The 21061-nt window shown below is 53.8% G+C and carries 18 protein-coding genes; 10 read left to right on the forward strand and 8 right to left on the reverse strand.

Going from position 1 to position 21061, the window contains the following annotated elements:
• Positions 1–5: 5 nt before the first annotated feature.
• From dppC to ACIPDS_RS14355, 6 genes are all read right to left on the reverse strand, one after another.
• Positions 6–908: a dipeptide ABC transporter permease DppC gene (gene dppC, locus ACIPDS_RS14330; RefSeq protein WP_166515332.1), complete on the reverse strand. Its 903-nt coding sequence runs from the start codon at positions 906–908 to the stop codon at positions 6–8.
• Between the two features lie 9 nt (positions 909–917).
• The gene (gene dppB, locus ACIPDS_RS14335) at positions 918–1937 is read right to left on the reverse strand and encodes a dipeptide ABC transporter permease DppB (protein ID WP_279215856.1); all 1020 of its coding nucleotides are present in this window, start codon (positions 1935–1937) and stop codon (positions 918–920) included.
• A gap of 159 nt (positions 1938–2096) precedes the next feature.
• Positions 2097–3704 (reverse strand): dipeptide ABC transporter periplasmic-binding protein DppA, encoded by a 1608-nt coding sequence (gene dppA / locus ACIPDS_RS14340; RefSeq protein ID WP_166515330.1) that lies wholly within the window; start codon positions 3702–3704, stop codon positions 2097–2099.
• Positions 3705–4435: 731 nt separating this feature from the next.
• On the reverse strand, positions 4436–6115 hold the full coding sequence (gene eptB, locus ACIPDS_RS14345; protein WP_166515329.1) for a kdo(2)-lipid A phosphoethanolamine 7''-transferase: 1680 nt from the start codon (positions 6113–6115) through the stop codon (positions 4436–4438).
• Positions 6116–6328: 213 nt separating this feature from the next.
• On the reverse strand, positions 6329–7531 hold the full coding sequence (locus tag ACIPDS_RS14350; protein ID WP_166515328.1) for an MFS transporter: 1203 nt from the start codon (positions 7529–7531) through the stop codon (positions 6329–6331).
• Positions 7532–7703: 172 nt separating this feature from the next.
• Positions 7704–8411, reverse strand: coding sequence for an autotransporter domain-containing protein (locus tag ACIPDS_RS14355; RefSeq protein ID WP_400737020.1), 708 nt, complete (start codon positions 8409–8411; stop codon positions 7704–7706).
• A 155-nt stretch (positions 8412–8566) separates the two neighbouring features.
• On the opposite strand from ACIPDS_RS14355, the gene tag reads away from it, so the two are divergent.
• The gene (gene tag, locus ACIPDS_RS14360; protein ID WP_400737023.1) at positions 8567–9148 is read left to right on the forward strand and encodes a DNA-3-methyladenine glycosylase I; all 582 of its coding nucleotides are present in this window, start codon (positions 8567–8569) and stop codon (positions 9146–9148) included.
• Positions 9126–9557, forward strand: a complete 432-nt coding sequence (locus ACIPDS_RS14365; RefSeq protein WP_166515325.1) for an N-acetyltransferase — start codon at positions 9126–9128, stop codon at positions 9555–9557. The genes tag and ACIPDS_RS14365 overlap by 23 nt, the downstream gene beginning before the upstream one ends.
• Here ACIPDS_RS14365 and ACIPDS_RS14370 read toward each other — a convergent pair.
• Entirely contained in the window at positions 9535–11859 is a 2325-nt protein-coding gene (locus ACIPDS_RS14370; RefSeq protein ID WP_400737027.1) for a molybdopterin guanine dinucleotide-containing S/N-oxide reductase, read from the reverse strand. The two genes, ACIPDS_RS14365 and ACIPDS_RS14370, sit on opposite strands and share 23 nt — an antisense overlap.
• Before the next feature lie 157 nt (positions 11860–12016).
• On the opposite strand from ACIPDS_RS14370, the gene ACIPDS_RS14375 reads away from it, so the two are divergent.
• From ACIPDS_RS14375 to ghrB, 6 genes are all read left to right on the forward strand, one after another.
• On the forward strand, positions 12017–12679 hold the full coding sequence (locus ACIPDS_RS14375) for an OmpA family lipoprotein (RefSeq protein WP_166515323.1): 663 nt from the start codon (positions 12017–12019) through the stop codon (positions 12677–12679).
• A gap of 100 nt (positions 12680–12779) precedes the next feature.
• Positions 12780–13796: a LacI family DNA-binding transcriptional regulator gene (locus ACIPDS_RS14380; RefSeq protein WP_400737030.1), complete on the forward strand. Its 1017-nt coding sequence runs from the start codon at positions 12780–12782 to the stop codon at positions 13794–13796.
• Positions 13797–13896: 100 nt separating this feature from the next.
• A complete protein-coding gene (locus ACIPDS_RS14385) occupies positions 13897–14646 on the forward strand; it encodes a sugar phosphate isomerase/epimerase family protein (protein WP_400737032.1) in 750 nt (249 codons plus the stop codon).
• Between the two features lie 3 nt (positions 14647–14649).
• On the forward strand, positions 14650–15588 hold the full coding sequence (locus ACIPDS_RS14390) for a sugar kinase (RefSeq protein WP_400737034.1): 939 nt from the start codon (positions 14650–14652) through the stop codon (positions 15586–15588).
• Between the two features lie 71 nt (positions 15589–15659).
• Positions 15660–16940, forward strand: a complete 1281-nt coding sequence (locus tag ACIPDS_RS14395) for an MFS transporter (RefSeq protein WP_166515319.1) — start codon at positions 15660–15662, stop codon at positions 16938–16940.
• A gap of 22 nt (positions 16941–16962) precedes the next feature.
• Complete coding sequence (gene ghrB / locus ACIPDS_RS14400) at positions 16963–17937, forward strand: glyoxylate/hydroxypyruvate reductase GhrB (protein ID WP_400737038.1); 975 nt, start codon at positions 16963–16965, stop codon at positions 17935–17937.
• A gap of 36 nt (positions 17938–17973) precedes the next feature.
• Here ghrB and ACIPDS_RS14405 read toward each other — a convergent pair whose 3' ends face one another.
• Positions 17974–18684 (reverse strand): DUF3053 domain-containing protein, encoded by a 711-nt coding sequence (locus ACIPDS_RS14405; protein ID WP_166515317.1) that lies wholly within the window; start codon positions 18682–18684, stop codon positions 17974–17976.
• Positions 18685–19102: 418 nt separating this feature from the next.
• On the opposite strand from ACIPDS_RS14405, the gene ACIPDS_RS14410 reads away from it, so the two are divergent.
• A complete protein-coding gene (locus tag ACIPDS_RS14410) occupies positions 19103–20476 on the forward strand; it encodes an MFS transporter (RefSeq protein ID WP_400737041.1) in 1374 nt (457 codons plus the stop codon).
• A 341-nt stretch (positions 20477–20817) separates the two neighbouring features.
• Complete coding sequence (gene cspA, locus ACIPDS_RS14415; RefSeq protein WP_061284519.1) at positions 20818–21030, forward strand: RNA chaperone/antiterminator CspA; 213 nt, start codon at positions 20818–20820, stop codon at positions 21028–21030.
• Positions 21031–21061 lie beyond the last annotated feature (31 nt).

Here is a 21061-nt window from a genome sequence, read left to right on the forward strand (position 1 = left end):
ACCTCTTACTGCTTCAGTTTGGGATCGAGCGCATCACGCAAACCGTCACCCATCAGGTTAAATGCCAGTACCGTCAGCAGAATAGCCAGCCCCGGGAAGGTCACAACCCACCAGGCACTTTGTGCAAACTGCAAAACGTCAGAGAGCATGGTGCCCCATTCCGGCGTAGGCGGCTGAGCGCCCATCCCCAGGAAGCCAAGAGCAGCCATATCGAGAATGGCGTTAGAGAAACCGAGCGACGCCTGAACAATCAGCGGAGCAAGGCAGTTCGGCAGAATATTGACGAACATCTGGCGCAGCGCGCCAGCGCCGGCCACGCGGGAAGCGGTCACGTAGTCGCGATTCACCTCCACCAGCACGGCGGCGCGCGTTAAGCGGACATAGTGCGGCAGGGCCACGAAAGTCAGCGCCAGCGCGGCGTTACCGATGGAAGGGCCAAAGATCGCCACCAGCACCAACGCCAGCAGCAGGCTTGGCAGCGCCAGCATAATATCGACAACACGCATGATGACGTTATCAATAATACCGCCGAAGTAACCGGCAACCAGCCCAAGCACCACGCCCATAATCAGCGACAGTACAACCACCAGGCAGCCGACCAGCAGCGATAAACGCGCGCCGTACATCAGACGCGATAACACATCGCGGCCCACATCATCAGTGCCAAACAGATGCGCCCATGTGCCGCCATCCTGCCACGCAGGAGGAGCCAGCAACGTATCGCGGAACTGGTCCGCCGGGTTATACGGCGCAATCCAGTTCGCAAAGATGGCAATAAACAGCACGATGACCACATACACCAGGCCAACGACCGCGCCTTTATTACGTTTAAAGTAATGCCAGAATTCCTGGAAAGGGGTCATCGGCACCGGTGCGGACACCGTTTTGGTTTCAGTAACTTGTGTCATGACGGCCCCTTACTTCTTATGACGGATGCGCGGGTTAACCACGCCGTACAGCAGGTCAACCAGCAGGTTGACGAGGATAATCATCGTCGCCACCAGCAGTACTCCACCCTGCACCACCGGATAGTCGCGGCGTTGTAGGGCATCGATTAACCAACGTCCCAGGCCCGGCCAGGAGAAGATGGTTTCCGTCAAAATGGCCCCAGCCAGCAGCGTACCGACCTGCAGGCCGATAACGGTGACCACCGGCAGCATGGCATTGCGCAAGGCGTGGACAATAATCACGCGCATCCGGGTCAGGCCTTTAGCACGGGCGGTGCGGATATAGTCCTCGCCCAGCACTTCCAGCATCGACGAACGGGTCATACGCACAATCACCGCCAGCGGAATCGTACCCAGCACCATCGCCGGCAGAATCATATGCGCCAGCGCGTCGATGAAGTTGCCCTCTTCGCCCCAGATGGCGGTATCAATCAGCATGAAACCAGTTAGCGGGTTGGTATCGTCAAGGAACACCATATCGCTCACGCGCCCGGAAACCGGCGTCAGGTTCCACTGTACCGATACCAGCATGATAAGCATCATGCCCCACCAGAAAATCGGCATAGAGTAGCCAGTCAGCGCCAGACCCACCGCGGTGTGGTCGAAGATAGAACCGCGTTTAACTGCCGCCAGTACACCTACCGGGATACCCACAGCGACGGCAAAAATCATGGCGCAGATACCGAGTTCCAGCGTCGCTTTAAAGCGCGGCACGAACTCGTCCCATACCGGGAGTCGGCTTTTTAATGAAATACCCAAGTCGCCGTGCAGTACGCCCCAGATATAGTGGAGATACTGCTGCCACATCGGCTTATCAAGGCCAAGTTCGGCCAGCAGCTGGGCGTGGCGCTCAGGGGAAATACCACGCTCGCCCGCCATAATCATCACCGGATCGCCGGGGATCATATGCACAAAGGCAAACGTCAGAAGGGTGATACCGATAAACGTTGGGATCACCAGACCCAAACGTTTGAGGATAAACTGCAACATAACCCTGATTCTCTCTAATGACGGCCCGCCTGGTCACAGGACGTCTGTATTGCTCACAAATCTGCCGTCTTGCTCAAACGAGAGGGACGCAGATACGGCGCAGCTTCCCACCCAAGGGGGGCAGGAAGCGTCGCGTTGCCGATTAAGGCATCATCTTTATTATTCGATAGAGACGTTGTCGAAGTGGTGCTTACCTAATGGATCAACCACGTAGCCTTTGACTTCTTTACGCACTGGCTCGTAAACGGTGGAGTGAGCGATGATCAGCGCCGGAGCCTGATCGTGCATCACCACCTGAGCCTGTTTGTACAGTTCAATACGCTTGTTGTGGTCGTCGGTCGCACGTGCCGGTTGAATCAAATCTTCAAACGGCTTGTAGCACCAGCGAGAGTAGTTGGAACCGTCTTTCGCCGCAGCACAGCTGAACAGGGTGGCGAAGAAGTTATCCGGATCCCCATTGTCCCCGGTCCAACCCATCATCACGGCCTGGTGTTCGCCCGCTTTCGCACGCTTGAGGTACTCGCCCCACTCGTAGGTCACGATTTTGGCCTGTACGCCGATTTTCGCCCAGTCAGCCTGAATCATCTCAGCCATGCGGCGAGCATTCGGGTTGTATGGACGCTGTACCGGCATCGCCCACAGCTCAACGGTAAAGCCTTTGTCCTGGCCTGCTTCTTTGAGCAGCGCTTTGGCTTTTTCTGGATCGTAGCTGTAGTCTTTGACGTCGTCGTTATAGCCCCACATGGTTGGTGGGATCAGGTTCTTAGCGGCAACGCCTGCACCCTGATAAACCGCTTTGATGATCGCCTCTTTGTTGACCGCGTAGGTCAGCGCCTGGCGAACTTTGACATCATCAAATGGTTTTTTCTCGGTGTTGAAGGACAGGTAACCCACGTTCAGGCCCGCCTGTTCCATCAGGTTGATGCTCTTATCTTGCTTCATGCGCGAGATATCAGCCGGGTTCGGGTACGGCATCACCTGGCATTCGTTCTTCTGCAACTTGGCGTAACGCACGGAAGCGTCAGGCGTGATGGAGAAGACCAGACGGTCGATCTGCGGCTTGGTGCCCCAGTAGCCCGGGAACGCTTTGTAGAGAATGCGGGAGTCTTTCTGGTACTGCAGCAGCTGGAATGGACCAGTACCAATTGGGTTCAGGTCAACCTTCTCCGGCGTACCGGCTTTCAGCATGTTGTCAGCATATTCTTTTGACAAAATGGACGCGAAGTCCATCGCGAGGTCTGCCAGGAATGGCGCTTCCGGGCGAGTCAGCACAAACTGAACGGTGTTATCGTCGACTTTTTTCACTTCGCTAATCAGGTCTTGCAGGCCCATGCCTTCAAAGTATTCATAGCTGCCGCCAGAAACCTTGTGATACGGGTTCTGGGCATTTTTCTGACGATCGAAGGAGAAGACGATATCGTCGGCGTTCACGTCACGCGTCGGTTTGAAATCTTTATTATCCTGCCACTTCACGCCCTGACGCAGGTGGAAGGTGTAGGTTTTGCCGTCTTCGCTGATGTCCCATTTCTCCGCCAGACCCGGGATCACTTCCGTGGTACCGGTTTTGAATTCAACCAGACGGTTATAGATAGGAACTGAGCTGGCATCGTAGGTGGTGCCAGACGTGAAGAGCTGTGGGTTAAAGCCTTCCGGCGAACCTTCTGAACAGTAAACCAGGGTTTTTGCCTGTACGCTGGCGGCAACGGTCATAGCGACCAGGCTGAGACCCAGCTTCAGCATCCCTGACTTCTTCAAGGAAATACTCATTATTGTGCTCCAAAGTGATATGTGTTGTTTTACCCTTTGCAATGGGTTACACCGCCAGGCCTTTATTTGTGTTTTACCCGGCCAGGTCGATGCGTAATAGAGGCGGAATTCCTTTCACTTAGAACAACTGAGTTGCAGCGCATATTCTCCATGAAATGCCCCTCATGCCCTACAATCTGTCAACAGAATGTGAATACGTCAATACAGTTAGCCGGGATTTGTATTGAAGGTGAGAATAGATGGGCAAAGATTAAAAAAACCCCCAAGGGCTATTTTCAGCAGAGAAATTTATGCTACGGCGTTAAAGGCAGAGTTATCCACTTAATACTTTGCAACATTTAGTGATTAACATTTAAGCGTTAGGTGAAAAAATTCTTTCGATATGATGAATATCTGAGCGATTAATGCGGTGAACGTTAAAACGCACAGGTGAAAATGCTGGGCTTAGTCATAAGTAGCACGAAAAAAGATTCATCTATGCATAAAAAAAAGCAATGGAATATGTCACAGAATTGTTAACGCGTAGCGGAAGAATTTGGGACGGTGTTGTCGTCCTGGGAAGGGGGCATGTTCCCGGCGTCGCTTCGCTCGGCCGGGCTACAATTATCGTCACCACATTGCCGGATGGCGGCGACGCCTTATCCGGCCTACACCCCAGCATCCGACATCGAGTGGTAGCCCGGGCAAGGCGTTTACGCCGCCCCCGGGGCAGCGCCGAATCAAACCCAGCGCTACTTCTTATCAGGTACGTGGCACCAGTTGTTATGCTCGTTGATACCCCCATCCGGCGAGGTGTATCCCAGACAACCCATAATCGTGTCGTACAGCTCAACGTGACGCTTTGGCTGCTTCATCGCGGCCTGTTGTTTCAGGTAGGCGAACGACTTCGCGTGGTCAGGGTTTTCCAGATATTTATCCGACATCCACACCATCATCGGCACGCGGAATTGCTCCGGCGGCGCCATCTTGCGCGGCGTACCGTGCAGGCGCTCATGCTCGTTGATAGACTCACCGTGGTCGGCGGCAAAGAACACAATCGCCTTCTTGTCGCGCATCTGATCGAAGATATTCACCAGGAAATGGTCAACATAGGTGATTGAGTTATCGTAAGAATTGATTAACTCCGCCTTGCTGCACTTATCGTCCACGTTGACGCACTCCGGCTTCCACTGCGCGAAACTACGCGGATAGCGCTGCGTATAGTTAAAGTGTGAACCTTTGGTATGCAGGATAATCAGATGCTTACCGTCCACACCGCTACGCGCCAACACGGTTTTCATCTCATCGGCCAGCAGCATGTCGTCGACGCTTTTGCCGCGGTTACGCGGTTCGGCGCCAATCTGCTCACGATAGGCAATGTTATTCGCCATCGTGTTGCTGTAGAACCACAGCTCGCTTTGCATCGCCAGCAGGTCGCCGGTAAAACCGAGTTGATGCAATACTGCAAACACGTTCTGCTCTTTGAGCGTGCGCTGCGGGTTATCGCTGGCACCGCCTTGACGCACGAACATGCAGCGCAGTGACAGCTTGGTGGCGGTGTCGCAGGAGTAGCCACGGAACGCCACCAGGTTTTTCTCTTTTTCCAGCTCCGGCGTGGTATTACGCTCGTAGCCGAATAGACCCATATGATCCCAGCGGGTGGTTTCCCCGATGATAAACACCACATAGGTATCATCGAGACCTTCCGGTGCGACATAGGTGAATTTTTTGGTCGGGTCGATAAACTCTTTGGTGTCAAACCTCTCATCGACCTGCGTCCAGCCGTACAGGCTCAGCGCGGAGACCCAGTTCGTGGGCAGATAGGAGTTTGCCAGCACGCCGCCGTAGCTTGGCAAATCAACCTGCGAGAGACGCTCGCTCTCCTTGAGATGGGCCTCCATCAGGCGAATCGGCCCCCACACTAACGCAGCGCACGCTAAAATCACCGCGATACTGCGGACACGCTGCCCCGGCGTGCGAAGTTGATTGAGCAACGTATCGCGCGCGCCGTTCAGCCAGATGAAAACCAACGGTACGATGCTGGTCAGCACCAGCCATGAGATGAAATGCCAACCGACGACCTCTTTAGACAGATCGACATCCGTGGTCATTACCGAGGCAATAATGCCATAACCAATCACCACGTTCAGATTGGTCATGTAGTAGCTGGCGCCGGCAGAAATCAACACCACCACCGTTGCCAATACCTTCCACAGCGTACGTCCACCTAACGACAGCATACGCAGTAAGAAGAACGTCACCAGCAACGTGCCCACCAGCTCAATAGCGATAAAAATCCCTTTTTCGGCGCTAAAATCTTGTAGGTAGCCCTCAAACCGACGGACAAACACGGAATAATTCATAAACCAGCCGATGTAGATAGCCAGCAGAAAACTGAGCGTCTGCTGGGACATCGCTTTTATATATGTCATGCGAAAAACCCTGGAAAAAGGGAGAACCAAAAACGTGTTACCAATAACAGTAAGTAAACTCGTTAATATTTGCGGTCGGCTATAAGAGCCTTTATTGCAAGCGCGGTCAGTAGACAACAAGAAAGGGGAAAAGTATTTGGGAGAAATGTGATTTGGCCAGATATTTACAAAAATATCTGGCCAGAATCTACTTAATAAGTGAGGTAATTATTTTCAGGCGTGCGCCTGATGCAAGATTTCTGTTTTTGGCTGACGGATAGTGGTCGACAGCGCCAGGGAGATAATCAACAAGGCGAAGATGACGCAGAAGGTCACATAGAAGCCGCCGAACAGGGAAGCAATCAGCGAACCACAGATGCTACCAATCCCGAAACCTAAGTAAATCACACCGTAGTTTTTCGCCAGGTTATTCAGACCAAAGAACTCACTGACCAGCGATGGGAATACGGTAATCGTGCCGCCAAAGTTAAAGGCAACGCAGGCAATGGCTGCAAAGAAAGTGTATTCATTGAGCGGTGCGAACAACAGTGCTGCCATCCCTACCAGAGAAATAACTTGCCCGATGGTGATAACACGAATGCGGGAAATCTTATCGGACAAAATACCCAGTACCAGGCGACCGCTCAGGTTGGCAATAGAGATAATCGTCACCGCGTTAGCCGCCGTCGCCAGATCCAGATGTACCATGCCCTGCGCAATATCTTTCGCCACACCGATAACGTACAGACCGCTCATACAAGCCGTCAGGAACATCACTGCCAGCATCCAGTACTGTGGTTTGCGCATTGACTCGGCCAGCGTGAAATCGTTCTCCATCACACCGTCGTGGCTTGCTACTGCCTGATTTGGTGCATCTTTCATCAGCATCGCGCCGAAGACGATCATCACCAGCACAATGGCGCCCCAGATCATGAAGGTTTTTTCCAGGCCGACGGTTTCCAGCAGGTGGCTATCGATAAATTTGAACCCCAGGCTGCCTAAACCGTAAGAACCGATAGCAAAGGCAGAAATCAGACCCTTACGTTCCGGGAACCATTTTACGCAGTTGGAAAGCGTTAACAGGTAACCTGCGCCATCCGCGAGGCCGACAATCACCCCTGCGCTCAGCCACAGCATTGGCAAGCTGTTCGCATGTGCGGTCAGGAAGAAGCCTAAGCCCAGCAAAACACCAGAGGCCATAGTGACGTGCTTCACGCCGAAACGCTCCTGCAGTTTACCGGCAACTGATGAGGAGATAGCCAGGCCTAAACTTAGCAGACCAAAAGAAAACGCCACCTGGCTTACGGATGCATCCAGCTTGGTAGACAGCGCGCTGTTGAACAAGCTCCAGGTGTAAACGGAACCTAAAGCGAATTGGGTAATAATGGTGCCGAATAATGTCAGCCAGCGAGTGTGATTTTTAGTTGCAGCGTTCATGATGAAGATGCCTTCTTAAATTAACTGCTGCCAACGATAACGAAGTTAGCATTTTCGCGGGTTTAAAAAGGCATGAAGTGCGTTCAGGACGGAATGAAATGCATCAGCGGCGGAATGAACGACATTGCAAAAAATGACCTGCCGCTGATGTCTATAAGATAAATTGACGATTTCAGAAGCGTGCGCTGACGCCCATGGTGTAGAAATAGTTCGCCCCAACGCTCATATTATCCGCCTGCGAAAGCGCGGCATAAGCGGCAAGATGTGAATTCAGCAACATATCGGCACCAACGGTGACATCAACCCAGTTACCGTCCTGTAAAGCCGTGGGCATACGATTAAGCCCGGACTGCGCTTTCCATTGGTTTTCACCGAACTGCTGATTGTAGCTCACCTGCGCCCACGGGCGAATGCCCAGCCAGGCGTGTGAATCTACCCGCCAGCCCAGCGTGCTGACGCTGGCGTGCCACAAGGGGTCGGTCAGCGATGCGGTCGACGCAACATCACCAAACTCATTCCACATATACCCCGGCGAACCATCATAATGCCATTGTGCAACCGGCCCCGTAGTGAGGTGGTCGGAGAGCGGAAAATTCCAGCCCAAACTCATCGTTTTATTGGCGTCCAGCGGCATATCGTCCGGTGCATTTCTGTTTAACCCGGGCCCTGACTGCACCGCTTCAATGCGCTCAGCCAGAATGTCATCATAGCGAGGTTGGTGATCGCTATCCCATGTATAGCGCTCAGCAGTATTATTGTGTGAGTCAGACACGATATATTCTTGTTGCCATGCATGCGCATGTGGGGAAAGTAACATCCACACGAAAACCGCTGCTGGCGACATATATCGCCAGTGACCAATGCATTTCTTGTTAATCATCAATTGACTCCAGAGAAGAGCCAGATTCGGCAGTTATTGTTATGTTTTATAGGAGTGACTCCTGTATTAACTATTGCTTCTTTATTTTCGGCGTCAAGCGAAGTTCAGGGTTTTATTAAGGTGCGTGGGTCATCGACAAAAAAAGGGAGAACCAGATGCAACGTTGCGGTTGGGTAAGCCAGGATCCGCTTTATATCGAGTATCACGATAACGAATGGGGAGTGGCCCAGCGTGATAAGCAAATGCTGTTTGAGATGATCTGTCTTGAAGGCCAGCAGGCCGGGCTGTCATGGATAACGGTGCTGAAAAAACGCGAAAATTATCGTCAGGCCTTCCATCAGTTCGACCCCGTGAAGGTGGCGGCGATGACCGAAGAAGATGTTGAACGCCTGGTGCTGGATGCCGGCATTATTCGCCACCGGGGAAAAATTCAGGCCATCATTGGCAACGCCCGCGCGTTTTTGGCGATGGAGGCCAACGGTGAGCCGTTCAACGATTTCGTCTGGTCGTTTGTCGATAACACGCCGACAATCACCGACGCGGCAACGCTTAGCGACATTCCGACCTCAACGCCTATCTCAGACGCCCTGTCGAAAGCCCTCAAAAAACGCGGCTTCAAATTTGTTGGCACCACGATTTGTTATTCCTTCATGCAGGCCTGCGGTCTGGTCAACGACCATGTGACCGGCTGCTTCTGCCATCCTGGAGTTCAGCATGATCAGAAAATGGAACACTAGCCAGTTCGAGCCATTACTCGCGCTGTGGCTGGATAGCACCACCTACGCACATCCGTTTATTGCCGAACAGTACTGGCAGGATAGCCTGCCGAGCGTGCGAGATACCTATCTCCCTGTTGCCGAAACCTGGGTCTGGGAAGAACCACAGGGCCTGCTCGGCTTTATCAGCGTGATTCAGGAACGTTTCGTCGGCGCACTGTTTGTTGCCCCCGATGCCATTCATCGGGGGATTGGTAGCGCGTTGATTAACGTCGCTAAGCAGCATTTTTCTGATTTAAGCCTTGAGGTGTACCAGAAAAATATCCGGGCGGTAAATTTCTACCACGCGCAGGGTTTTCGTATTGAAGACAGCGCGTGGCAGGAGGAGACCCGGCATCCCACCTGGATTATGCGTTGGCAGGCGGATTAAAGGCGGTTAACGCCAGCGCCGGGCCGTCATACTTTTCGACCCAGGCCAGCGCCGTGTTGCCCGCGCAGCCATTCCCCAGCCGTGAGCTGGGGATATCCTTGGTGAGCACGTTCACCGCGCCATTTTTGCAAATGCCACCCGCCTCAGGGGCTAAATCAGGCCATGCCCCTTCATGTAAGCACATCACGCCAGGCCTGATATCGTCACTGACCACGGCACCGGCTAGCACCTGACCACGCTGATTCCACAGGCGCACAAGGTCACCTTCACGGATCTGCCGCGCTTTTGCATCCTGCGAATTTATCGTCAGCGGCTCACGCCCTGCCACCACATAGCGTTCGCGCAGTGAAGTGTGATTGAGCTGACTGTGCAAACGGTGCGCGGGATGAGCGGATAAGAGCTGAAGCTGCCCCGGCTGCGCGTTGCCGTGCCACTCATCGGGCGCCAGCCACATGGGATGCGGTGGACAGTCCGGATACTGGAAGCTGGCAATGCGCTCAGAATAGATCTCAATTTTACCGCTCGGGGTTTTTAACGGATTGGCCTGCGGGTCGGCGCGAAACGCGCTAAAACGGACAAACGCCGCATTCTGCGCGCTTTCCGGCATTTCAATAAGTTGATTGGCTTCCCAGAAAGTGTCGAATGGCGGCAACGTCACCTGTTGGCTCGCGCCCCTCTCACCGGCGATGCGGTAAAAAGTTTCCAGCCACTGGAGTTCACTTTTGCCTTCGGTAAATCGCGCGCGACCGCCCTTCTCCCAGCGCTCGCTTAAATCGGCGAACACCTCGAAATCATCACGCGCTTCATCACGCGGCATCACCACCCTTTTCATCGGCACCAGATGCTGATTGCTGTAATCGCCGGTCATGGTCAGGTCATTACGTTCGAACGAGGTGGTGGCGGGCAGGACGATATCGGCGTGGCGCGCGGCGGCCGTCCAGTTACATTCAGAGATAACCACCAGCTCTGGTTTCTGCCAGGCCTTGATAAGACGGTTGGTATCCTGGTGATGGGTAAAGTTGGCGCCGCCCGCCCACCAGACAAAGCGAATATCCGGGAAGTGGCGGTCGAGACCGTTATGCTGATAGGGCGCGCCGGGGTTTTCCAGTGCCTCAACGATTCGCGCCACCGGGATTTTATCCACGGCATCGACACCGCCTTTAACCGAACCCTGCATGGAAGCGAGCACCGCCGCACGTCGCGTTGGATTGCCACCATTTGCAAAATGATAGGAAAGACCAAAACCGCCGCCTGGCGTACCGATCTGTCCTAACATGGCGGCTAACGTCACCAGCATCCAATGTTTTTGTTCGCCAAACTGCTGGCGCTGCATTCCCCACCCGGCCATTAACATGGTGGTATTTTGACGGAAGATATCCGCTAATTCGCGAATTTTATCCGCACTTACTCCGCAAATCTTAGCAGCCCACTGTGCCGATTTAGCCTCGCCGTCCGCGTTGCCCAGCAGGTAATCGGCAAAAACTGAATACCCTGTGGTGTAGGTTTCAAGGAACGCGCGATCGTGCCAGCCGTTTTCCACCAGCGTATGGGCAATCCCTAACATCAGCGCCACATCGGTTCCCATATGGGGGGCTACCCACTCCATCGCATCGCCGAAAAATTCCACGCTCTCCGATCGCATCGGATCGATGCAGATCAGCTTTTTACCGCTTTTTCGCAGCGCCTCAAAATAAGCGATGCCCTGTTCGTCCGAGGCATTCCAGGCAATTTTCAGCGTATTAAGCGGATTGGCGCTCCACAGTACGACCACCTCGCTGTGCTCGAGAATCAGCGGCCAGCTGGTCTGCTGCTGATACACCTCATTGCCGCCAACCACATGCGGCATGATGGCCTGTGCCGCGCCGGTAGAGTAATCACCCAAATGACCGGTATAGCCGCCAGCCAGGCTCATATACCGCTGCAACAACGTTGCCGCTTTATGCAGTACGCCGTTAGACCGCCAGCCGTAAGAACCGGCAAAAATGGCCGATGGGCCATACGTCTCACGAATACGTTTGTGTTGCGCGTGCAAAAGATCCAGCGCCTCATCCCAGCTCACCCGCACAAATTCATCCTGACCGCGCACGCCTACAGGCGCCTCCGGCGAGGCCAGATAACCTTTACGTACCATCGGATAGCGGATGCGAGTTTTGCTGTGCACCTGGTCGCGCACCACGCTTTGCAGCGAATTAGGATGCGAAGTCGGCAACGCCCCGCGGGACGCCAGAACATTCTCGCCGTCAGTGTCGACAAGAATCGGCCCCCAATGGGCGGCGGTTAATACGGAAAAGGGTGTAGACAAAGTGAGCGCTCCTGCAGGTGGTCATCGTTTATTTATTGCGCCGGTCAATGTTACTTACAAATTTCAGAGAGTTCCCAAGAATTTTCTTCAGGTTCGCACGTCATAATCATGCGCCACGGTCGCTGTGGTGAAAATAAGAATGTCACAAGGAATTAAGATGAATAAACGTATTTTGGTCATTGCTGCTATTGTGAGCGGCACCCTGGCGGTATCTGGCTGCACAACAAACCCTTATACCGGCGAACGTGAAGCGGGTAAATCTGGCATTGGCGCGGGCATCGGTTCGCTGGTCGGCGCGGGCGTCGGCGTGCTCTCGTCATCGAAGAAAGATCGCGGCAAAGGCGCGTTGATTGGTGCGGCAGCGGGCGCAGCGCTCGGCGGCGGCGTAGGCTATTACATGGATGTTCAGGAAGCCAAACTGCGAGACAAAATGCAGGGCACTGGCGTGAGCGTAACCCGCAGCGGCGATAACATCATCCTGAATATGCCAAACAACGTCACCTTCGATAGCAGCAGCGCAACCCTTAAACCGGCGGGTGCGAACACGCTGACCGGCGTGGCGATGGTGCTGAAAGAGTACAATAAGACCGCCGTTAACGTGATGGGCTACACCGACAGCACCGGAAGCCAGGATCTGAATATGCGTCTTTCCCAGCAGCGCGCCGATAGCGTGGCCAGCTCGCTGATTACTCAGGGCGTTGAAGCCAGCCGCATCCGCACGCGCGGTATGGGCCCAGCGAACCCAATCGCCAGCAACAGCACGGCTGAAGGCAAAGCACAGAACCGCCGCGTTGAAATCACCTTAAGCCCAATTCAGTAATTGTGCCGTCGGATGGTGGCGTCACCATCCGACATGAATCAACTTGCCATCAACGATTTTCGCGTTAAGGTGTTGTCACTTTCAGGCGAGAGACATTTCCATGGCAAAATCAGCGCGCCCTACCATCAGCGATGTGGCAAAAGCCGCGAAAACCGGCAAAACCAGCATTTCACGTTATCTTAATGGCGAAAAACATCTGCTTTCCGATGCGCTGCTGGCGCGTATTGAAGCCGCTATTGCCGAACTCGACTATCGCCCAAGCCTGATGGCCCGCAATTTAAAGCGCGGCCGTACCCGCCTGATTGGCCTCATCATCGCCGATATCACCAATCCCTATTCGGTAAATGTGTTAAGCGGCATTGAAGCCGCATGTCGCGACAAAGGCTTCACCCCGCTGGTGTGTAACACCAATAACGAGGTGGATCAGGAGCTGCACTATCTCGATCTGCTGCGCAGTTATCAGGTGGAAGGCATTGTGGTGAATGCTGTCGGGATGCGCGAAGAGGGCCTGCATCGGCTACAGCAATCCGCCCTACCGATGGTGCTTATCGACCGCAAAATTCCTGATTTTGCTTGTGACGTCGTGGGGCTGGATAACACTCAGGCCGCCACCACCGCTACCGAACATCTCATTGAGCAAGGCTTTGAAGCGCTGCTGTTTCTCAGTGAGCCGCTCGGCACCGTCAACACCCGCCGCGAGCGCCTGAGCGCCTTTCGCGCCACGCTTGCCCGTTATCCAGGAATGGTGGCGGAGAATGCAGAGGTGCCGCTGGCCGAAAACGCCCAGCTTGATAACACGCTGCGCCAGTTTCATCAGCAACATCGCGGAATGCGCAAAGCGGTCATTTCCGCCAACGGCGCGCTCACGCTACAGGTGGCCCGCTCGATGAAACGCATCGGCCTGAACTGGGGCAGTGATATCGGCCTGCTGGGGTTCGATGAACTGGAGTGGGCGGAGCTTGCCGGCGTGGGTATTACCACCCTGAAACAGCCTACCTGGCAGATTGGCTACGCCGCCGTCGAGCAGGTGGTTCGCCGCATTGAAGGCACTTCAGAAACGCTACATGAGCAGGTGTTCTCAGGTGAGCTTATCGTGCGCGGATCAACGGCGCGTTAACATTCCTTCGTGATGGTGATCATAAATTCAACATAGTATGATTTTCTTTGGAACCGATTCCATTTAGCGTATTAGCAAGAGCGTTAGATTTGGAGTTCCTATGCAAAGAAAAATCATGGTGGTCACCGCCGCCTACGGCCACGACGTTGTTCGCCACGCTGGCGGACAAATTGCTCTGCTGCCTATCATCGCGGGCGCAAAGGCAGATGGCGTGGAAATTCGCCGTGAAATGTTCACGCCAGCGGAGCTTGAAACGCTGCCCGACCTGGCATCCGCCATTGAGTCGGCGGGCCTGCTAGCCTGCTACTCTGCCCCAGAACCCCTGTTTATGCCCGATGGCACTCTCAACCCGCAACTTCCGGCATTGCTGGAAGAAGCTAAAACACTCCGCGCGCTGTGGCTGAAGGTTTCGCTGGGCCATTATTCCGATACCAGGCCGTTTACCCTGCTTCGCGACTGGCTGGACAGCAGCGGCATGAAACTGGTGGTCGAGAACGATCAAACCGACTGCGGACGCTTGCCGCCAATGCAGCGCTTTAATGCCGCCTGCCATACGCAAAAACTGCCAATATCACTAACATTTGATATGGGCAACTGGCTGTGGGTTGGCGACTCCCCGGAAGCTGCCGCCCAACAGCTGGCGCCATCCGTCGGCTATATTCACGTTAAAGCCGCCACCTCACATCGAGATAGCTACCGCGCCATTCCACCCGATGAAGCGGAACCGCGTTGGCTGGCGCTATTAAACGCGCTGCCTGCGGACGTGCCGCGCGGTATTGAATTCCCGTTAGAGGGCGCTGACCTGACGACAGTCACTCGCCGCTACGTTGACCTGTTACGTAAGGAGTAATCGATGAAAGATTCACTGGATGTCATCACCATCGGTGAAGCGATGGCCATGTTTGTCGCCACCCAGACCGGCGATTTAGAAGACATTGAGCAGTTTATTAAGCGCGTAGCCGGGGCCGAACTCAACGTTGCGACTGGCCTTGCTCGTCTGGGGCTCAATGTGGGCTGGGTCAGCCGCGTGGGAAATGACAGTTTTGGCCGTTTTGTAGTCAACTCCCTGAAAAAAGAGGGGATCGATGCCCGCGGTGTCGCGATTGATCCTCATCATGCAACCGGCTTTCAGCTCAAATCTAAAGTCGAAAATGGAACCGATCCCATTGTGGAGTATTTCCGCAAAGGTTCGGCTGCTAGCCATCTGTCGATTGAAGATTATCAGGATGCGTACTTCTCCAGCGCGCGTCATCTCCACTTAAGCGGTGTAGCTGCGGCACTTTCAGATAGCTCATACGAACTGTTGGCCCACACCGCACGCACCATGAAAGCCCAGGGTAAAACGCTCTCTTTTGACCCAAACTTACGCCCGGTGCTGTGGAAAAGTGAAGCGGAGATGGTTGAAAAACTCAACGCTCTGGCGTTCCAGGCCGACTGGGTGCTGCCGGGTCTGAAAGAAGGCGCGATCTTAACCGGGCAGCAAACACCGGAAGGGATTGCCGATTTTTATCTCCATCACGGCGTAAAAGCCGTAGTGCTGAAAACCGGTGCCGATGGCGCCTGGTATAAAACCGCTGACGGCGAGCAGGGCTGCGTTGCTCCGGTGAAGGTGGACAACGTCGTTGATACGGTCGGGGCTGGCGATGGGTTTGCCGTAGGCGTTATCAGCGCGCTACTGGAAGGCCGAAGCCTGCATCAGGCGGTAACCCGCGGCAATAAAATTGGCGCGCTGGCCATTCAGGTCCAGGGCGATAGCGAAGGATTACCGACGCGTGAAGCGTTAGGCGAATAACGTCACGTTTAAAAACCGCCTCCTCTGTACCCTACATGCAGCGGCGGCAAAGCGAAAATAGAGGCAGGCCTATGAACAGCTCTACAAACGCAGCAAAACGTTGGTGGTACATCATGCCAATCGTGTTTATCACGTACAGCCTGGCGTATCTTGATCGTGCGAACTTCAGTTTCGCCTCCGCCGCCGGAATTAACGAAGACTTAGGGATCACCAAAGGGATTTCATCCCTGCTTGGCGCCCTGTTCTTCCTCGGCTACTTCTTCTTCCAAATCCCCGGCGCGATTTACGCCGAACGCCGCAGCGTACGCAAACTGATCTTTGTGTGTCTGATTTTGTGGGGCGGCTGCGCATCACTGACTGGGATTGTCAGCAACATTCCCGCACTGGCTGCCATTCGTTTTATCCTCGGTATCGTTGAGGCGGCCGTGATGCCGGCGATGCTCATCTATATCAGTAACTGGTTCACCAAGTCAGAGCGTTCAAGGGCCAACACCTTCTTGATACTCGGCAACCCGGTGACGGTGCTGTGGATGTCGGTGGTTTCTGGCTATCTTATTCAGGCGCTGGGCTGGCGTGAAATGTTCATTATTGAGGGTGTCCCGGCGGTCATCTGGGCATTCTGCTGGTGGGTGTTGGTTAAAGACAAACCATCGCAGGTTGGCTGGCTAAATGAGTCAGAAAAAGCGGCCTTGCAGGCGCAGCTCGAACGTGAACAGCAGGGCATTAAAGCGGTGCGTAACTATGGCGAAGCGTTCCGATCACGCAACGTAATCCTGCTGTGCATGCAGTATTTTACCTGGAGCATCGGGGTTTATGGGTTCGTGCTGTGGCTGCCGTCGATTATCCGCAGCGGGGGCGCAAACTTAGGCATGGTCGAAGTGGGTTGGCTGTCATCAGTGCCGTATCTGGCGGCAACGGTGGCGATGATTGTCGTCTCATGGGCTTCCGATAAGCTGCAAAACCGCAAGCTGTTCGTCTGGCCATTACTGCTGATTGCCGCCTTTGCTTTTATTGGTTCATGGGCGGTCGGCGCGAATAACTTCTGGCTCTCTTACACCCTGCTGGTGATTGCCGGTGCCGCCATGTACGCGCCGTACGGGCCCTTCTTTGCCATCATTCCTGAGATGCTGCCGCGCAACGTGGCCGGTGGCGCGATGGCGCTCATCAACAGTATGGGTGCACTGGGCTCGTTCCTCGGTTCCTGGGTCGTCGGCTACCTTAACGGCGTCACCGGAAGCCCATCGGCATCGTACATTTTTATGGGGGTAGCGCTTTTTGCCTCAGTATGGCTAACTCTGATTGTTAAGCCTGCTAATAATCAACAGCTACCGGTTGGCGCACGCCACGCTTAAATTTTAACTTACGGAGATTCGCATGAAGCCGTCCATTATTCTCTATAAAGCGTTACCTGACGATTTACTGCATCGCCTGGAAGAGCATTTTACCGTGACTCAGGTGGCTAACCTGCGCCCGGAAACCGTTACGCAGCATCAACAGGCTTTTGCCGAAGCAGAAGGCCTGCTGGGCTCCAGTGAAGCCGTCAATACCGCCCTGCTGGAGAAGATGCCAAAGCTTCGCGCCGCTTCCACTGTCTCCGTAGGTTATGACAATTTTGACGTCGATGCGCTCAACGCCCGCCGTGTGCTGCTAATGCATACGCCAACCGTCCTGACCGAAACCGTGGCCGATACGGTCATGGCGCTGGTATTGAGTTCGGCTCGTCGTGTGGTTGAAGTGGCGGAGCGCGTCAAAGCGGGTGAATGGAAAAAGGGCATCGGTTCAGACTGGTTCGGTATTGATGTCCACCATAAAACGCTGGGCATTGTAGGGATGGGACGCATTGGCATGGCGCTGGCCCAGCGCGCGCATTTTGGCTTTGATATGCCGATTCTGTATAACGCCCGTCGTCGTCACCCACAGGCTGAAGAACGTTTTAATGCCCGCTACTGTGAATTAAATACTCTGCTGGAGGAGGCTGATTTCGTCTGCCTGATCCTGCCGCTGACCGATGAGACGCACCATCTGTTTGGCGCTGAACAGTTCGCCCGCATGAAGTCGTCCGCCATCTTTATCAACGCGGGTCGCGGCCCGGTGGTCGATGAAAAGGCGCTGATTGCCGCACTGGAGAAGGGTGAGATCCACGCCGCTGGGCTGGATGTCTTTGAGCAGGAACCGCTCTCGGTGGATTCGCCGCTGCTGAAAATGCCGAACGTGGTGGCACTGCCGCATATTGGCTCTGCAACGCATGAAACGCGCTATAACATGGCTGCTTGTGCAGTAGATAACCTGATTGATGCGTTGGAAGGGAAAGTGGAGAAAAACTGCGTGAACCCGCAGGTTGCAGGCTAAAACAAACTGGCCCGGCAGGGTGCCGGGCCAAAAACATTATTTGGTCGCGTCGACGGCTGCGGTCCAGGCCTGGCTAAATGCCTGGTGCTGCGACGCCAGTGGGCCAATCAGCGTGTTGTACTGACTTGCCTGCTGAGAAGTCGGGAACTGGATACCGTTCGCCACGAAACTCACCTCAGCGCCCTGCTGTGCGACAAAGTCACCCACCTGAACCAGCTGCTGGGTAAAGACCTGAGCTGCTGGGATAAGCGGTTGCAGTGCCTCAGACGGCGCGGTCACCACTTTGCTGTAAACCTTATCAAATACCGGTTTCAGATCGTCGGGCTGCTTCAGCGCGGCATGAGCGGCATCAGCCTGCATTTTTGCATTCTGCAACTGCTGGCTCAGTACGTTCAGCGAACCATTGGCTTGACGCAGCGGCTCGCGCTGAGTCATATAATCTTGCGGAACGCGAATGGCGTTAACGCTATCAACAACCGGGCGTAAACCCGCATCCATCGCCTGGCTCACCTGCTGTGAATAACCATAAATGACGGCATAGTCGGAAACAAAAGGCCCGAACTGTTTTTTCTGGTCAGCCGTCAGCGTTGGTAGGCGTTCACCGCCACGCATCACGGTATTCTGCAAGAAATCGACGAAGGCTTTACGCTGATCGCCTTCCTTATCAAAACACCCACTCAGGCTAACAACCATCAATAACGCCGCAACAGGCGCAAACCAGCGAGAGCAGGACTTTCCTGTCGCCATTTTCATACTCCTTCAGCCAAAAAAAAGCGCAAACCGGCACACGCGTGCCTAACGATGACAAGGATAGTCCAGAGCCGCGCCGCAAGATACCTTTTTCATCGGTTCGACACCGGTTCAGCATAAATGTTAACAAGCTGTTGCATTCATCACATTTATCGCAATAAATCCAACTATCAACCATGCAATTAACTATCTGATATTTATGTAATTAAAACATTAATTCTCAGCGGGCGACCTATGGGTGAACGATTATCGCACACTTACGTTTGCCCATGCATTGTGAGAAACACCGCTAAGTGATTTGATTTAATGAACGATTAACGACAACTCGTTCGATAATCGCCCAAACACCTCGATACCATCGGGAGAGATAAGAGATATCAATCCGGCTCTCTCAATCGCTAGCAGGAATTACCGCATGACAACACAGACAACAACGGATATTCAGGCTTTTATCAACCGTCACCCTTTCTCAAAGTACCAGTGGATGATTCTTGTGCTGTGCTTTGTGACTGTCGCAATGGACGGGTTTGACACCGCCATAATCGGTTTTATCGCCTCTGACCTGGTTCAGGAGTGGGGCGTGCAGAAGTCAGACCTTGGCCCTGTCATGAGCGCTGCGCTAGTCGGCCTCGCGTTGGGTGCCCTCACCGCAGGCCCAATGGCAGACCGCATTGGCCGCAAGAAAGTCCTGGTGCTCTCGATTCTGGTGTTTGGCGGCTTTAGCCTGATTACCGCTTTCGCCACCTCGTTAACGCAGTTAACCGTCCTGCGCTTCTTGACCGGCCTGGGACTTGGTGCCGCCATGCCGAACGCCGCAACGTTAATGAGCGAATACGCCCCTGAGCGGCGTCGGGCATTATTGGTTAACCTGATGTTTGTCGGTTTCCCGATTGGCTCCTCAATGGGAGGATTTATTTCCGCCTGGATGATCCCCCATTACGGCTGGCAGAGCGTGCTGGTGCTTGGCGGCGTGATGCCGCTTGCGCTGGCCGTCGCACTAATTATTCTGTTACCGGAGTCCGCCCGTTATCTGGCGGTGAAGAATAAATCCCAGCAGCAGATTGGCACCATTCTGCGCCGTATTGCTCCTCTACCGGATAATACTCATTTTGTTTTGCAAGAAGCCGGACAGGTGAAAGAGCAATCGGCGCTGGGCGTGATCTTCTCCCCACGCTACCTGGTGGGCACCATTATGCTGTGCCTGACCTACTTTATGGGCCTGTTAATTTTCTACCTGCTGACCAGCTGGCTGCCGCTATTGATCCGCGAGACAGGGGCGACGCTGAGCCAGGCATCTATTATTACCGCACTGTTCCCACTGGGCGGCGGTATTGGGGTGCTGATACTCGGCGCGTTAATGGACAAAATCAATCCGAATAAAGTGGTCGCCGTGGGTTATCTGCTCACGGGGATATTCGTCTGCCTGGTCGGTTTCTCAACCGACAGCCTGGTGCTGATGGGAGTCATGGTGTTTATCGCTGGTACCATTATGAACGGCGCACAATCGTCAATGCCCGCGCTGGCTGCGGGTTTTTACCCGACTCAGGGGCGAGCAACGGGTGTCGCCTGGATGCTGGGGCTAGGCCGCTTCGGAGGAATTCTGGGGGCCTTCAGTGGCGCATTCCTGATGCAGGCTGAGCTTTCATTCAAGACCATTTTCGCGCTGCTGGCGATCCCTGCCTTGCTGTCAGCTATGGCATTAATGATTAAATATGCAGCAAGCAAACGTCAGCTTAAAACCGCGGACGCCGTACCGGTAGTTTTGCCAGAGTCGGGCCAAAAAGTATAAAAAATACCCCAGCAGGAGTACTGCTGGGGCGTAATGACATTTTTTTACATTAGCATTCAAAAGAGGTTATTTTCTTTAAAATCAAATTATTAAACTAAATTCACTGGTGTCAAAACGAAGCGGCCTCATAAATTTCCTGCGGATAACGTTTGCTTTCCAGATAAGAAGTATGCGTTAATGCACTCACGGTTTGACCTACAGACCACAAAGCAGTGAGTAAAGCAGTTCCCTTCAAGGTTATCCATTGGTACCCCTCGTAGCGACATTTTCTTTACGCTTTTAAATTCTGTAAAGCATGCCATAATGCCGAAAGGCTCATTTAATATTTAAAGGTAATTTCTATGTCCGGTAAAATGACTGGTATCGTAAAATGGTTCAACGCTGATAAAGGTTTCGGTTTCATCACTCCTGACGACGGTTCAAAAGACGTGTTCGTACACTTCTCCGCTATCATGAACGATGGCTACAAATCTCTGGACGAAGGTCAGAAAGTTTCCTTCACCATCGAGAACGGCGCTAAAGGCCCAGCAGCTGGCAACGTAACTTCTCTGTAAGTTAACGCCGCTAAGAATTTTAAATCCCTGC

This window comes from Kluyvera sp. NPDC087067 (genome assembly GCF_044745165.1).
Lineage (GTDB): Bacteria > Pseudomonadota > Gammaproteobacteria > Enterobacterales > Enterobacteriaceae > Kluyvera.